At 41.9% G+C, this 15,873-nt stretch carries 9 protein-coding genes and 1 pseudogene; all 10 read left to right on the plus strand.

The window, feature by feature from the left end:
• Positions 1–8 precede the first annotated feature (8 nt).
• The 10 genes and pseudogenes from INT76_RS07685 (at position 9) to INT76_RS11075 (ending at position 15,649) form a co-directional block, all read left to right on the plus strand.
• Positions 9–317, plus strand: a complete 309-nt coding sequence (locus INT76_RS07685) for a hypothetical protein (protein ID WP_212569876.1) — start codon at positions 9–11, stop codon at positions 315–317.
• Positions 262–918: a plasmid mobilization protein gene (locus INT76_RS11070; RefSeq protein WP_249116141.1), complete on the plus strand. Its 657-nt coding sequence runs from the start codon at positions 262–264 to the stop codon at positions 916–918. The genes INT76_RS07685 and INT76_RS11070 overlap by 56 nt, the downstream gene beginning before the upstream one ends.
• Positions 890–2,497 (plus strand): relaxase/mobilization nuclease domain-containing protein, encoded by a 1,608-nt coding sequence (locus INT76_RS07695; RefSeq protein WP_212569877.1) that lies wholly within the window; start codon positions 890–892, stop codon positions 2,495–2,497. Before INT76_RS11070 ends, INT76_RS07695 begins: the two co-directional genes overlap by 29 nt.
• Before the next feature lie 45 nt (positions 2,498–2,542).
• Positions 2,543–3,121 carry a hypothetical protein gene (locus INT76_RS07700; RefSeq protein ID WP_212569878.1) on the plus strand — a complete coding sequence of 193 codons (579 nt, stop codon included), beginning with the start codon at positions 2,543–2,545 and terminating at the stop codon, positions 3,119–3,121.
• Between the two features lie 56 nt (positions 3,122–3,177).
• Positions 3,178–3,354 (plus strand): annotated as a pseudogene (locus INT76_RS07705) (ParB N-terminal domain-containing protein); the annotation flags it as partial.
• Positions 3,355–3,685: 331 nt separating this feature from the next.
• On the plus strand, positions 3,686–5,011 hold the full coding sequence (locus INT76_RS07710; RefSeq protein WP_428843992.1) for an ISLre2 family transposase: 1,326 nt from the start codon (positions 3,686–3,688) through the stop codon (positions 5,009–5,011).
• A gap of 671 nt (positions 5,012–5,682) precedes the next feature.
• The gene (locus INT76_RS07715; RefSeq protein ID WP_212569880.1) at positions 5,683–9,033 is read left to right on the plus strand and encodes a Cna B-type domain-containing protein; all 3,351 of its coding nucleotides are present in this window, start codon (positions 5,683–5,685) and stop codon (positions 9,031–9,033) included.
• A 231-nt stretch (positions 9,034–9,264) separates the two neighbouring features.
• The gene (gene pgfS, locus INT76_RS07720) at positions 9,265–10,224 is read left to right on the plus strand and encodes a glycosyltransferase PgfS (RefSeq protein WP_024383383.1); all 960 of its coding nucleotides are present in this window, start codon (positions 9,265–9,267) and stop codon (positions 10,222–10,224) included.
• Positions 10,225–10,229: 5 nt separating this feature from the next.
• Entirely contained in the window at positions 10,230–13,148 is a 2,919-nt protein-coding gene (gene pgfM1, locus INT76_RS07725) for a glycosyltransferase PgfM1 (protein ID WP_212569881.1), read from the plus strand.
• A gap of 179 nt (positions 13,149–13,327) precedes the next feature.
• Positions 13,328–15,649, plus strand: coding sequence for a SpaA isopeptide-forming pilin-related protein (locus tag INT76_RS11075; RefSeq protein ID WP_249116142.1), 2,322 nt, complete (start codon positions 13,328–13,330; stop codon positions 15,647–15,649).
• Positions 15,650–15,873: the final 224 nt, after the last annotated feature.

Here is a 15,873-nt window from a genome sequence, read left to right on the forward strand (position 1 = left end):
CCTTCTCGATGAACTCAGTAAAAAAGTCAACAGCAGTAGAAAAGGAACTCAAAATAATGAAAACACTGGATAATATTTTAACCACTCATCTTTATCGGTTGGATGACCAACATGTCCTTCAGCCGATAGAAGAACAATTTGAAAAATCACGACAAGCTATGCTTCATGAACTCAAAACAACCCGAGATGCCCTCGCAAAACAAGAGATTGATTTGGTAGAAGACTACCAAATCAGTATCGCTTTATTGGAAGAAGCATCTGATGAACAGTTCGAATTTTGGAAAAACCAGCTCAAACGAGAGGGAGAGCTTTTCTGATGCAGGGCATCAGAGATACGTGCGCCAGCACGCACTAGGGGCTTGGGGATTTCCCCAAAAGTTTGAAGAGTTAGTCCTCTCCCAAGTGCCAGTCGGCACAATTGGGATAGGGCTAAAAACTTCAAAAATCGCAATTGTATATACAAGTGCTATGCTTGCCAGATGGAAGGAGGTCGGTCTGGTAGGTCGGAAAATAGGTAGAAAGGAACCGAAAAAAATGGGACAAGAGACAGAGCGCAGTCGTCCAATTCAAAAACTATTTTTTGTGAACGAACAAGAAAATAAAGATATAAAAGCGAGAATGAGAGCTGTTGGTTTGAAGAACTTTTCAAACTATGCACGTCTAATGGCATTAACTGGAAAAGTCGTTGTCGTCAATTTTGATGGGCTGATAGAATTGAGAAAAGAGATTAACTCAATCGGTGTCAATATCAACCAAATCGCAAAAGTAGCCAACACAGATGAACAAGTTTCAACTGAACAAGTCATAACACTCTTAAACGAAATGAAACGGATTGAGGAGTTGCTCGCAGATATAAGCGATAAAAATATCATGAAGGTAGGAAAATACGATGGTCTACACGAAAGTACATCAGATTAAAAATGTAGAGCGACTGTATCGATCCATTAACTATATTTTGGATGAAGCAAAAACGGTGGAAGGCTCACTAAAGGAGGATAGTCTATTCCCATTGATTGCGAATGGATCTACCTTGTGTCATCAATTGGCATCTGGTCATCACGTGGAAAGTCTAAGTCATTCAGCAACTGAAATGATATTGATGAAGAAACTTTCAGACCAACGATTCGGAAGAGAAGAACGCTCTGATTTAAAAACAGGAAAAGGTACGCTTGCTCATCATATTATCCAATCATTCAGTCCGAACGATAGACTAACGCTAGAGGAAATTCATGAGATTGGTCGTCAAACCATTTTAGAGTTGACTGGAGGTCACTATCAGATGGTGATGGCAACTCATGTAGACAAAGGCCATATCCACAACCATATCATTTTCTCATCTACCAACCTAACCACTTTAAAAAAATTCAGATGGCAAAAAGGAACAAAGAGAAGTTTAGAAAACATTTCAGATAAGTATGCAGACCGACACGGAGCTAAAATCATTGAACGAAAAAATGAATTAAATGCTCATTCTAGTTATGGTGCATATCGAAGACAGTTTAGTTTCAAACGAGAAATCAAGTCACGTTTAGATTTTCTCTTGAACCATTCCACCTCTATTTCTGACTTTAGGGCAAAAGCTAAAGCAATGAATTTGGATGTCGATTTTAGTGGCAAAGAAGCAACCTATCGTTTGCTTGATCATCGTCAAGAACGAAACACTCGTGAGGCAGCCTTGTCTAAAAAAGGGCAGTATAGTTTGAATAGTATTGCAGAGCGAGTTGCAAAAAATAAGGTTGTCCATTCTATTGAAGTGATCCAATCTGAGTATGAGAAGATGGTTCGTGAACGAGAAGCTGACTTTGAAATGCGATTAACGATTGAGGATTGGCAGGTCAAAGAGAAAACTGCATCAGGGATTTATGTAGAGGTTGTTTATGGAGTCAATAATAAAGGGCTGATAAAAATTCCTCTTGATAAAGTAGATCAATTAGAGGATGGTCGCTTTGAATTATTCTTGAAAAAATCGGACTACTTTTATTTCATGAATGAACAGAAGTCCGAAAAAAATCGCTATATGAGGGGTGATACAGTGATGAAACAGTTGGCTTATAACAATGGTCAAGTTATTCTGAACAAGCACCCTTATATTTCCAAACTCGATAACTTGATTAAGGAATTTGAGTTCTTATCCAAACACGAGGTCACAGCACCTGAACAGTTTGAAGAGTTAGAAACTAAATTTATGAAGCAGCTTGAAAAAACGGAGAGAACTCTCTCTATTTTAGAACAACGGATCGAGAAATTGAATAAGTTATCTGGTGCATTGTTAGCATTTGAAGAAGGAAAAACCATCGGTCAAGAAATATTTGAACGGTATCAAGTTGATCCTCTGAAACTCAATCGAGGACGGATAGAGAAACAGCTTTTAGAAACCAATGTGGAACGACAAGTCTTACAAGATAAGGTTCAGTCAATTGTCGGTAACTATCAAACCTACGAGAAGATACGTGACCATGTACACCACAGAAAAGAAGAAAATACGTTGAGTCTATAATCATCGTATGTGATAAAACAAGGCTATAAAAGAAAGAGGTTTATTATGAGAAAAATACATCACTATTTTAAAGAGACATTACAGAAAGAACTAGTAGAGAAGCTAATACAATTAGATTTTGTGGAGTATGTGGAAGATAGCTCGAAGTATGTAAGAAATAAGGTAAGGGACGAAGAACAGCTCGCAGGGTATTATTATGTCGTACTGCAGGATGCGACAGATGCTATCTATCACGAGGTTACACTATCTGTTTATCATACAGATTGGACAATTAGTCATTTTGGTATTGCTTGGGGACACAATCCGTGTCATGTGAACTCATTGTCTGATTTGAATACATTGATAAATGTCTTTGGTTATCTTCCGTTTTCATTCTACTTTGAGAAAGTGACTTTTGATTGGAAGAACGAACTGCATGAATTAAAAACATATCCAGTCTCAATGAGTGAAGAGGAACTAGTCAACTATTTTAAAGAAAAAGAGTCAGAATTGGAAAGACGAGTTGGTAGACACCGCTACCGAGTTGAGTTTCCAGAATATAGTATCCGAACGTTTGATGAATGTGTGTGGTTGTTGCAAGAACTAGACCAATGTTTCAAAAAGGTTGACGATATCTTAAATTAAGACGGAATGAAAATGGGACGTATAGGTTAGAAAATTAAAACAGGAGCAATACTTATATGAAAATTGAAAGCATCAACTTATCGGAGATTATCCCTTATGAGAACAATGCGAAGAAGCATCCACGTTATCAAATTCAACAAATCAAAGAGTCGATACAATCGTTTGGCAATAATGTTCCGATTGCCATCGATGAGAACAATGTTATCATAGAGGGGCATGGTCGCTATCTCGCTTCTTTTGAATATGGAGCTTGCCCCAACAAATGAAATGGCACTCTCTCTTGTCATACTTCAGAAAGCTCTGCAGGGAGACGTATCAGCATTTAAACAAATCAAGGATTTATTAGATGCATCTGTAGATGATTGATGAGGATATAAGAAAAGCTCCCCACGTAAGACGAAGGGAGCAATGGCTATCTTGATATGTGCTTAACTCAGAATTTTTTTAAATTCAAGACAACCATAAGGACAGTATCTCATGAAATATGGAGTTTGTAAATACATTTTCTCTTTCTCTTCCAAATATTTTTCAATTATTTTCAAATTCAGTAGAATAGATAACATGATGACATTTAATGAACGACACTTTGTGGAAGAAATGGATGAATGGCGCAAGCAAGAGTTCTTAAAACGAATTAGGGAGTATGATGAGTCTATCGCTCCAACTATGCGAAAGAACGGCTATAAACGAGTCGATGCCACGGAACGAACTATTCTCTTTACTTTCGGAGAAATCACCTTCTCACGAAATCGCTGGCGAAGAGGACACCAAACTCGTTATCCAGTAGATGACTGGTTAGGTCTCAAGAAATACATGCGTTATTCTCCTGAACTCATCTTTCATATGGCCAAACATGCCTCAAAACTCTCCTATAGGGAAGTTTGTCGAACAGTATGGGATGCATACCGTATCCAAGTAACGAAGGATGCCGTATTGAAAGCCACTAAAGTATCCGAACGACTCTTGGAAGAAAAAGAGCGCTATCGCTTTTACCTGGAGGAAGAACAAGCACCAGAAAAAATTAAAGCAAATAAAATCTACCTAGAAGGGGATGGTGTGATGGTCAAAACAACCTCAGCTGGAGATGAACGCTTTAACACCGATTTAGCCCACTTTCTGATTCATACAGGTTCCAAGAAGGTAGGAAGGAACCGCTATATCCTCGAAAATAAATATGAGATTGTCCATGCCAATCACGAGAAAGCTAAGGAAGAGTTACTAGACTATCTCTATAATCACTTTGAGATTACAGACCAAACTATCCTTATTACCAATTCAGATAACGGGAAAGGCTATACCAAGCGCACCTTTCAAGAAATCAAAAAGGCACTGGGTATTAAACGTCATGAACATTTCTGGGATGAGTACCATCTGAATCAAAAACTGAAGACCTTCTTCAAACCCTATCCAGAAACCTTATACAATTTAGCTCAGAAAGCTATCCAAACTCACAAGAAACCTCTACTCATCACAGTACTAGATACGGTAGAATCCCTCATTGAGACAGAAGAACAGTATGAGACTTACTATAGCTTCCGACAGAAGATGATACGCAACTTTAAGGATACCAAGCCAGCTAAACTAAGAAATTTATCTCATAAGGGTGTCGGTGTGATGGAGAGCCAACATCATAAAATCACTTATCGCATGAAACATAGAGGGATGTATTGGTCGATTAAGGGAGCTTGTAAGATGGCTAAGATGATTCTTCTTGAGAGGATAGACCAACTAGAACAGTTATTCTTTGGGGATTGGCGCAAATCCTATCAACCTTACCAGAACCAGCGTTTTAGCGCAGGAAGGGCCAACAAGAAGATAATAGAACCACCTAATATCAGACGCTATCGTTCTGGTCATAAGAACGGTCGATGGCTGACGCATGCAAAGTAACATTTATTAACAGATAAACCATAGAATACCGCTAAAAAATGAAATTTTTAGGGGCTTTTTCGTCATGTTTTGCTTGTGTTTTTGTATGGTTTGTGATACAATAATTTTATTAAGAAAACAAAAAAAGGTGCAGGAGCGCTAACTCCTACACCACCGATTAAGACAAAGTAGTGTTTTGCTTAATCAGTCAAACAGTATTGTAGCATAAAGCAAACAATCACGTCAAGACTGAAGCAAAGAAAAAACTTTGTTTCGGTCTTTTTTCGTAAGTGAAAACTATCTGCTTTCTTAGGGTTTTAAAGGGATTTTGAGCTTTCCCAAAAATTCAGACACATACAACAGCTGGGGGCTTGTTTACTTTGATAGGTATTTTTGCTATAATAATTTGTGGAACTCATTTTTAAGGATAAGCATTCCTTTAGGAGTTCCCAAATGTGAATCCCAATTTATAGGCTATCTGAGAGTAACACTCTTTGGACGAGATAGTTGCATCGACCTATTGACTGTAGATATGCTGGATAATTAACAAAACGGGGGGTTAATGAGCAGTATGTGAACGGCATGGATTCGTCTTGGATTGGGGAACATTTTTGTTACTATTAAGTAGCAGTGTTGCAAATACGATGGTTTGCTCTATCTGATTTGCAATAATCAAAACTATAGGAGGAAATATGAAGAAATTGAAAAAAGGCCTATTGGCTTCCCTTTTGTTCCTGGTTTCCCTCTTTGGAGCTTTTTCTTTGTCTGCAGAGGCAAAAGCTGCAACCAGAGATGTGATTACGGAAATAAAGGTAACACACATGGGAACCCAAGAGGTGTTGTCTGGGCCGGGTAGCACATTCTCAATCGGTGCTTGGACCAATATGAAGGTTGACGTGAAATTTGTCATTCCTAATGATGGTTCAGTCAAAGAAGGAGATACGACCACTCTCAAACTACCGGCTGAAATTCGCTATTCATCAGCCGTCCCTGCGCTTGATCTAGTGTATGAGGGCAAAAACTTTGGGAAATTGGTCTTTGACTCAGTTAATAGAACAGCAACGGTTACCTACTCAAAAAATGTAGAAACCATGTCTGACATCAAAGGAAGTTTCTTTGTCAACGTGGCTGTAGACCATTTTGGTAATGTATCTGCTCACAAGATCCCAATGACCTTTAATGTGGACTTTGGTGGGTCAGGTCGCATTATCAACCTTGGCGAACTGGATTATGTTGGCGTACCAAAGGCGGCCCCTGTAACCTTCTTCAAAAACGGTTACTTTATTGATAACGGACAAACGCTTCGTTACACCGTCCTTGTTAACCAGCCAATGGTAGAAATGAAAGATGTTGTTTACTATGATGAAACAGATATCTCCGCTAACTTTACCAAACTAGTTGTTCGCAAGGGTAACTGGGATTACAATGCCAGCAATGCCTTAGTTATGGTAAACGGCGTTGAACAGGCCATTACACCAGAAACCGGTGTTACTCCAGATGGTAAGAAATGGTTCCGCCTTAACATTGGCGACATTCCAGCAGGATATGGTTATGAGATTACCTATGAAATGCCATTGACCTACACCGCCGAGAATGGAGAGCCTTTCCTCAATACTGGTAAACTCACCTATGATAATGGTAAAACCTTAGTGCACAACGAGCGTGAAATTTACCAACAAGCGGGTGCAACCATTGAAGGAACTGTTTTCAAAATCGAACTGGAAAAGGTTAACGAGCAAGGCGAGCCGCTGAAAGGGGCTAAGTTTGAAGTTTATCGTGATATTTCTGGTAAAAAAATCGGTGAGATTGTAACCGGAGAAGACGGTAAAGGCAGCATCAGCAACCTGCTTCGTAGTAACTACACTATCAAAGAAGTAGAAGCACCAACTGGCTACCAATTATCATCTGAGGAAATCAAGGTAACAGGCGGCGAGTTCGACTCCGTTACCAAGACCTTCACAAAGACCGTTACAAATAAAAAGTTGATCAGCATCCCTGTTAAGAAAGTTTGGCAGGATGGCAACAACCAAGACGGTAAGCGTCCAACATCCGTCACTATGAAGCTTTTGGCAAATGGTCAAGAAGTTGCTGGTAAAACAATCGAACTGACAGAAGCAACTCAATGGCAAGGAAGTTTCACAGACCTTCCACAAACAGATGCTGCTGGTCAAAACATTACCTACACTGTCACAGAAGTAGCTGTTCCAGGTTACAAATTGATTAAGACAGAAGGCGATGCTACAACTGGCTTCACCATCACGAACTGTCATACCCCCGAAAAAACCAAAGTTTCATTCGTAAAAGAATGGGATGATGCCAATGACCAAGACGGTATTCGCCCAATTACTATCACCGTAGTTCTTAATGCAAATGGCGTCGAGGTTGCACGGAAAGATGTTCAAGTTGACCAAGATGGCAACTGGAAGGGTGAATTTACTAATTTAGACGTCTACAAAGCTGGCGTGAAAATTGACTATACTGTTGATGAAGTTGTTCCAACAGATTATACAAAAACTATCACAGGCGACGCCTCTACTGGATTTACCATCAAGAATAGCCACACCCCTGTTGAAAAGAAAGTAGTCTTCAGCAAGATTAACCTTGGTGGCCAAGAAATTGCTGGCGCTCAGATTCAAATCTTCAAGGGCCTTACAGCAACAGGTACACCAGTGGCTGAATGGACTTCGGTAGAGGGTCAGTCACACGAGTTAAATCTCCCTGTTGGAGAATACACTTTCCACGAAGAAGCGGCACCAAACGGCTATGTAGCAGTAACAGACATCACTTTCCAAGTGAATTATGACGGTAGTGTGACCGTTCTTGATACCAACAGCAATGCCGTTGAGTATAAGGATGGCAAATTGGTGATTACTGACCAATACGACACAACCCCTAAGAAAGTAACCTTCTCTAAAGTCAACCTAGGCGGTGAAGAAATCGCAGGTGCGGAAATCAAAATCCGCAATACCCAAGGTACGGAAGTAGCAAGTTGGACTTCCGAAGCAGATAAGTCTAAGGAATTAACCCTAGAGCCAGGGGAATACGTCTTCCACGAAGAAGCCGCACCAAACGGCTATGTAGCGGTAACAGATATTACCTTCAAGGTTAACTACGATGGTAGTGTAACAGTTCTCAATGCTAACAGCAACGCCGTTGAGTACAAGGATGGCAAACTGGTTATCACAGACCAATACGACGAAACACCTAAGAAAGTGACCTTCTCTAAGGTCAACCTCGGCGGTGAAGAAATCGCAGGCGCTGCTATCCAAATCTTCGACGAGCAACAGAACAAGGTTGAAGAATGGACTTCAGAAGCAGGCAAGTCTAAAGAGCTTAACCTGAAACCAGGCAAGTACGTCTTCCACGAAGAAGCGGCACCAAACGGCTATGTCGCAGTAACGGACATCACCTTCCAAGTGAACTATGATGGCAGTGTAACCGTTCTTGACACCAACAGCAACGCCGTTGAGTACAAGAATGGTAAGTTGGTGGTTACGGATCAGTATGCACCGACTACAACAACCACAACCACTGAAACAACAACTGTTGAAACCACTACAGAGTCAACGACTACCGAAACAACCACGGAAGAAACGACTACTGAAGCAACAACGACAACTACCTCCGAGGAAGCAACCACTTCTGAAGGGGAAACCACAACCACTACAGAGTCAACTACCACTGAAGAACCAACAACCACTACTTCAGAAGTGACTACAACTGAGGAGTCAACCACGACCACTTCAGAAGAAACCACAACCACTGAAGAGCCAACCAGAACTACTTCAGAAGAAACCACAACCACTACTGAAGAGCCTACAACGACCACTTCAGAAGCAACCACTGAAGAGTCAACAACAACCACGACCACAACTACGGAAGAACCATCGGTTCCTTCTACAACGACTGAAGAACCGCCGGCTAAACCGAAGAGAGTCTTGCCAAATACTGGTGATAGCTCAACAATTTGGACTACCCTTCTTGGTTTGGTAATCCTTCTAGTGTCTGGTTTTGGCTTCTACTTCCACAAGAAGAGGGCCTAAACTGGTGGATAACCTTTAAAAGTGAATGAGAGAAAGGGGAAATCCTTTCTCTTTTTTATGTGTGGGGCTTGAAAAAGAATCATTTAAAAAGGTATAATAGTGAGAGGGTATATTGGGCAGCAATTTTTGAATAAATGCCCAGCAAAGTATATAATAGAATGTGATAGCAAAATATAGAAACTGATAGAAGATACTAGAAAAGGACCTACTAGTTTAGAAAAGAGAGAAGAGATGAAACTGTCCCTATTGATTACATTTTTCAATGAAGAAAAGATGATAAGAAAAACCCATGCCAAGATGACTGAGCAGTTGCAGGCTATGTTGGGCTCTACCTTGGATGATTATGAATTGCTTTATATTGATGATGGGAGCAAGGACGCTACACTTGCTATTATGCGAGAGTTGGCTGAGCAGGATCAGCGGATTCGCTACATCAGTCTGAGTCGTAATTTTGGTCGTGAAGGCGGTATTTTAGCAGGTTTCAAGTATGCGACAGGAGATGCTGTGATGGTTATGGATGGTGATTTGCAGCATCCACCATCTCTGATTCCGCAGTTTGTAGCCGCCTATCAGGAAGGGTACGATTTGGTTAGCGGTCAGCGTGATCGGACTGGGGAATCTAAGATTGGCAGCCTGTTTGCCCATCTCTTTTACTATGTGTCCAACAAGGTGATGGATGTTCGATTGACAGATGGCAAGTCAGAGCTAAAACTCCTTAGTCGTCGGGCGGTCGATACCTTCCTTGCTCTACCGGAATACAATCGTTTCAACAAAGGCTTGTACGAGTGGATTGGCTTCAAGGAAAAGGTCATTCAATATAAAAATCAGGTACGCGAGGAAGGTGAAAGTAAATTTGGTTTTAAAAAGTCTATGAACTACGCCATTCAGGGGATTATTTCCTTCAACGACAAGCCCTTGCGTATTTGCATCCAGCTTGGATTGTTCAGTATTGGTTTGGCCTTGGTGTACCTTTTTATCGAGTTGGTTCGCTACTTTATGGATCCGGGACATTCGGTCAGTGGTTACTTTACAACCATAGCGGCAATTATCTTATTCGGCGGTGTCCAGTTGATTTCAATCGGTGTTTTAGGTGAGTATATCGGCAAAATTTATTACGAGGTCAAGCGCCGTCCTCACTTTATTGTTGGTGAAACCAATATTGACGAAGCTAGAAAAGATGGAGTTGGTTAATGGAGATGAAAAAGAAAATTCAGGAGCAAGGCTGGGTTCAGTCTTTGACGGCTTTTTATAAAGGCCATCGCAAGGCTTGTGTGTATGCGGCCAGTGCCTTCTTGCCGATGATGATTATGCTAGTCGTCTGGTTCTTTATGGGCATGTATCCCTTTGGTAACAAGAGCCTAATGGCAGTCGACTTTGGTCAGCAATACATCAGTTTTTACGGTTTTTTAAAGGAAAGCCTATTGTCAGGGGATTGGTCGGGATTTCTTTATTCTTTTACCAAGTCACTAGGCGGAGAGATGACAGGGGTTGTAGCCTATTATTTGCTGAGTCCTTTTAATATCCTTTATATCATCATGCCTTTGGGGCATTATAGTTTAGCAGTCTTTTTGACCATCTGGCTGCGCTATGGGGTTATCGGTTTGAGTTTTGCCCACCTCTTAATCAGACGCTACAAGGGCTTGTCTGGCAAGGTGTGGTTGGTTCCGGTCTTAGCAACCGCCTATGCCCTGTCTGGGATGCTGGTATCTTACCAGATGAACCCGATTTTTTATGATGCTATGATTATGCTTCCTCTGGTTATTCTTAATCTGGAGGAGATGCTTGATGGAGGCAGGCCTTATCGCTATATCCTTACATTGGCGCTGACAGTCTTTTTGCAATTCTACATGGGCTATATGATCTGCTTGTTTGTGGCTCTTTATGCTTGTTACTACATGACACCAAAACTGTCAGAAGGAAAAAATAAAAAGGAGTGCCTTCTTAATTACTTCAGACCGCTCTTTATGGCTTTTTTCTACTCTGTCTTAGGCTTTTTGGCGACCACCTTCCTGTTAGCTCCGGTTATTGTTAACCTCCTCAATAGTAAAGGGCAGGTAGATGGAGGAATGACCTTTAGCTTTGCCTTACAGATTAACCCCTTGGACATCCTGTCTAAGCTGATGATCGGCGGTTTTGACAACAACTCTTGGTCGGCAGGTCCAAGCTTACCGAACATCTATGTGGGAGCTCTAGCTCTTATTGGTGCGATTCTTTATTTCTTGACAAAGAGTGTGCACCGCAATCGAAAGATTGGAGCGGGGATTGTACTGCTACTATTCTTTTTGTCCTTTATCAATGAGTTTGTCAGCAAAATTTGGCACATGGGACAGAACCCGGCCGGTTTCTTCTTCCGTTTTTCTTGGATTGTTTCCTTCTTCTTGGTACTGTTAGCTTATCAGGCCTTGAAAGCTGCGACAAAGATGCCTCTGGTTGGTTTGGCGGTTGGTGCAGTCGTCTTAACCTTGACTGGTCTGTATGTGTCTGGTCAGGACTACACTTATTTGGCACCTGAACAACCCTTGGCTGTAACGGAGTTTGTGAAAGGTCAGCCGGTTCTCGTGGGAATCTTGCTTGTTTTGGTACTTGGTAGTCTGGCCCTTCTGGTTTGGCGCAGACAAAACATGCCTTCTAAGTTACGGCTTGTCTTGGTAGCTAGTTTGCTAGCAGCGATTCCTCTGGTTTATTTCCTTTTGTCAAAAGGAATCTTCTTGACCCAATTGTCTTTGACCTTGATGAGCTGGGGCTTGGTGCTTCTCTTTGTTTACCTGCAGCCTAAAGCGGCGTTTTGGTCAGTCTTGGTCCTTATGACTGTGGCAGAGCTGGGCTACAATGCTTACCTGTCACAGGTCACCTTGGGCTATGCGGACGCCTATAAGTTTCACGATGCGACCACCTCGGTCAAGCGGGTTACTGATAGTGTTCAGGCGAATAGCGATGCGACTTTTTATCGTATCGGCGGTAGTTTTGCTTATTCTAAAACGGTACCGAGTTTGATTTCCTATCCAGGGCTTGCGACCTTTAGCTCTAGTTTGGAGCGTTCAACCATGGATCTCTTTGCCTATATGGGAGATGCCGGGGTCAATGCGGCGACTCAGTACGCTAATGGAACCCAGTTGACAGATGCGCTCTATGGTGTGCGCTATTATATGGATCGCAAGGATTATACTCAGGAAGAAGTTGACCAGCATCCAGAAAAAATGTACTTTGGTCGCTATTCTCATCGTTTTGATATTCCGACCTACTACACCAAAACAGTCTATGAAGATGACCGTTACATTGTCTATGAAAATCCAAATGTTTTCTCAGCGGCTTTTGGGACCAATTCTGTAACCCAGAGCATTCAGTTTGGTCGCAACAATCCGGTGGCCAACCAGAATATCATTCTTAATTCGATGGCTGGAACGGACGAGAAATATTTTGAAGCCTTTAGTTTCACAGCTATCGAAACAGAAAACGTTGAAGAAACTGTCAATGAAAATGGCGAAACACTCTACAATCGAGTGGATAAGAACCAGCCTGCAATCGTACGGTATAAGATTGTTCCTAAAAGCCGGTACACCTATTACTTCCTTCTGCCGGTTTATTTTAACCAGACTCGAAATCAGGTGTCTATCCTCCTAAACAACAAATGGTTTACCAACCAGCAAACCTACACCCAAAAGCAACTCTGGCAGTTAACTTCCAACACAGAAGGGCAGGAAACTGTCTTGGAGTTCCGCTTTACTATGGATGAAGTGAATATGACAGGTGCTGGGTTGATACGCGCCAACAATGATGCTATCCAGCGTGTCTTGAACGATCGGCTGGCTCAAAACATGAAGGTGGAGGAGTGGACCAACACCAAAGTGACAGGTACGGTGAACATCACAGACGACAGCACTGTCATGATGACCAGTATCCCATACAGTGAAGGCTGGAGGGTGAAAGTGGATGGTAAAGAAGTGAAAACCACCAGAGCTTGGGATAGCCTGCTCTCTTTCCCGATTACCAGTGGAGAGCATAAGATTGAAATGACCTTTTCTCCTCAAGGAGCAACGGCTGGCGCCCTTATCTCTATTGTGGATTTACTTTTCATCTTTGACCTCTGGCGAAAAGACAAAGAGAAGAAAAAATAGCGATGTTCAAATCCTCCAAATGCTATTGTTTGGGGGATTTTTTGTCTTTCCTCAAACAAAAAAATTTGATATTCAAACCTATAAGAAGTTGCTTTATGAGAGAAAAAGAGGTATAATGGTAAGTATTGGAATAACTTTAAAGAAGGTCGTTCTGATACTTACTATCAAGGAGGTAATGTATGAATTTGAAGAGATTTGTTTCTTTAAAATCAACATTGATGGCAATCATTGCGGTATTTAGTTTGTTTACTGTGACAAACTTGAATGCAGCGAAGGTTGAAGCAAAAGAGTTGACAGGTGTTGTCACTGGTATTGAGCATATCAAAGATGACGATACTATTTTGCAGACAGACGCAGAAGGAGTTTATCAACTGATAACAGGTCGCTCAAGTCGCTTAAGACTGACATTTGACTTGACTAATTATAAGGGCAATCTCCAAGATGGGGATTACTTCACATTTGAACTTCCTGCTCCGATGACGCTATCTTCTGATGTTCCTATTCAATTGGAGCATCTAAAGACCAAGGTAAAAATCGCCACTGCCACCTTTGCTTCTAAGGGGTCTGGACAAGGTGGTACTGTCACAGTGACCTTGCAAAATTTGCAGGAATACCTTGAAATTACTAAGGGTGATTTGGTAGACACCATATCTGGTGACTTTGCGATTTCCTATCGGTTTGACTCAGATCAGGTGAAAACACGAATCAATTACGAGTCGTCTTCCCTGAAGCAGACAGAGTCACATTTATATAGCACAACAACAATAACCGCTGGGGGAGTGAATGGATATGAAAACTTTGCTAAGAATGGTGGAATGGCAAACAAGGGTCATTGGGAGTCGCCTGCACTTGCAGCTATTGGTGCGGAAAGTTCAGGGGAGTTCTACTCTTACTGGCGTGTGAGAGTGAATACTGGCGGTCAGGATTACGGAAGCAATCTTGTATTGACGGACAGTTTGCCAACTGACCCAGCTTATGCCACAATCCGATACATTCCTGAGTCTGTCGAAGTGTGGCATAATCCAAATATGGCCAATGCGGCGACAGGTCCAAGTGGTACCAAGTTAGTAGAAGGTGTTGACTATAGTCTACAATGGAATGCAACATACACTCACTTTACTATTACCTTCAAAGATGGAGCCAAAAAATACTTTGTCGTCTACAAGACCACTACTCCAAATGACGGTAGTATGGTTGCTAACACAGTTTCCTTAACTAAGTCAGATGGTACAGTATTGACTCAGCGGAGCAATAATAACAGAACTAGCATGACTGCTACAGCAAGATCGCAGTTCAGCGGAACGATTACAGCTTCAACAGCGTATAAAATTAAGATTAATAAAGTAGATGAGGAAACTCTTCTTCCTGTGGCAGGTGCTGTTTATACAGTTACTGCTGTGGATGGTTCTGTTCCAGTTCAAGAAGTTACGACCAATGATAAGGGTCTTGCTGTGACCAGACAGTATGCAGAGACAATGCTGGGGAAACAGTTTATTATCAAAGAAAAGACCCCTCCTACCGGTTATTATCTTGACACAACAGAATACACTGTAACGCTTGGTGTCAATAACAGCGCAATTGCTGTGAAGGATAAACCTATTCCTGCTACTGTGACGATTACTGCAGAAAAGCAATTAACAGGTCGTTCATTGGTAGATAGTGAGTTTGCCTTTAAACTGTACAATTCTAAGGGAATGGAAGTTGCAGAAGCGCGTAATGATATTAACGGATTAATCACTTTTGCTAATGTTGAAGTTACGGAGAAGGCTGTTGGCAGCTACAATTACACGATTCGTGAGGTGGATACACAACTCACAGGGGTGACGTACGACACAACTCCTAAAACAGTGACTGTCCAGGTAACACGATCAGGAGGAGTGCTGACTGCTGCAGTAACATCTGCTCCAGTGACTATTACTAATGTCTATATAGCACCGACGACAACGACTACCACAACAACTACCGAAACAACAGTTGCGACGACAGAGAGTACGACAACTGTCACCACTTCGGAGCCGACCACGACTTCTACGACGACAGAAGGTACGACAACTGCCACAAGCTCGGAGCCGACCACGACTGCTACGACGACAGAAAGCACGACGACTGCCACAACTTCGGAGCCGACCACGACTGCTACGACGACAGAAAGTACGACAACTGTCACAACTTCGGAGCCGACCACGACTGCTACAACGACTACTGAGGAACCAACAACTTCAGAATCTACAAGTGAGGTAACGACAACTGAAGCAGTAACAACAGAGTCAACGACTAGTGTTGAGGGAGTAGGATCCACCGCCTCAACGACGGTAGACCCTGCGACCACTACTACAGATGGAGGCGGTGTACCACCGGTAACCTTGGGTGTAAACCCAACCGGTTCCAAGAAAGTATTGCCGAAAACAGGAGAAAGTAGTACGGTTTGGAATGTAGTTGCGGGTCTTGTGATTCTATTATTTGCAGGAATTGGTTATTACTACCATAAAGAAAAGGCCTAAGGTTTGACACCCTCTGGGCTAGGTAGCCTACTTTGTCAACAAACTTGATAGAGTTTAGCTCCATCTTTGGCATTCAATGTCTAAAATAGAGAAACTAGGAACTACGGTTGTCCTAGTTTCTTTTTTGGTTTCTGAAAATCACTAGCCATGCTGTGACTTCATAGAGTTTCCAGTGTAGTTAAGATTATTTGTGGATTTTGTGAGCAAAAAGGTGTGACAAACTA

Origin of the sequence: Streptococcus oriscaviae, from assembly GCF_018137985.1 — a bacterium.
Lineage (GTDB): Bacteria > Bacillota > Bacilli > Lactobacillales > Streptococcaceae > Streptococcus > Streptococcus oriscaviae.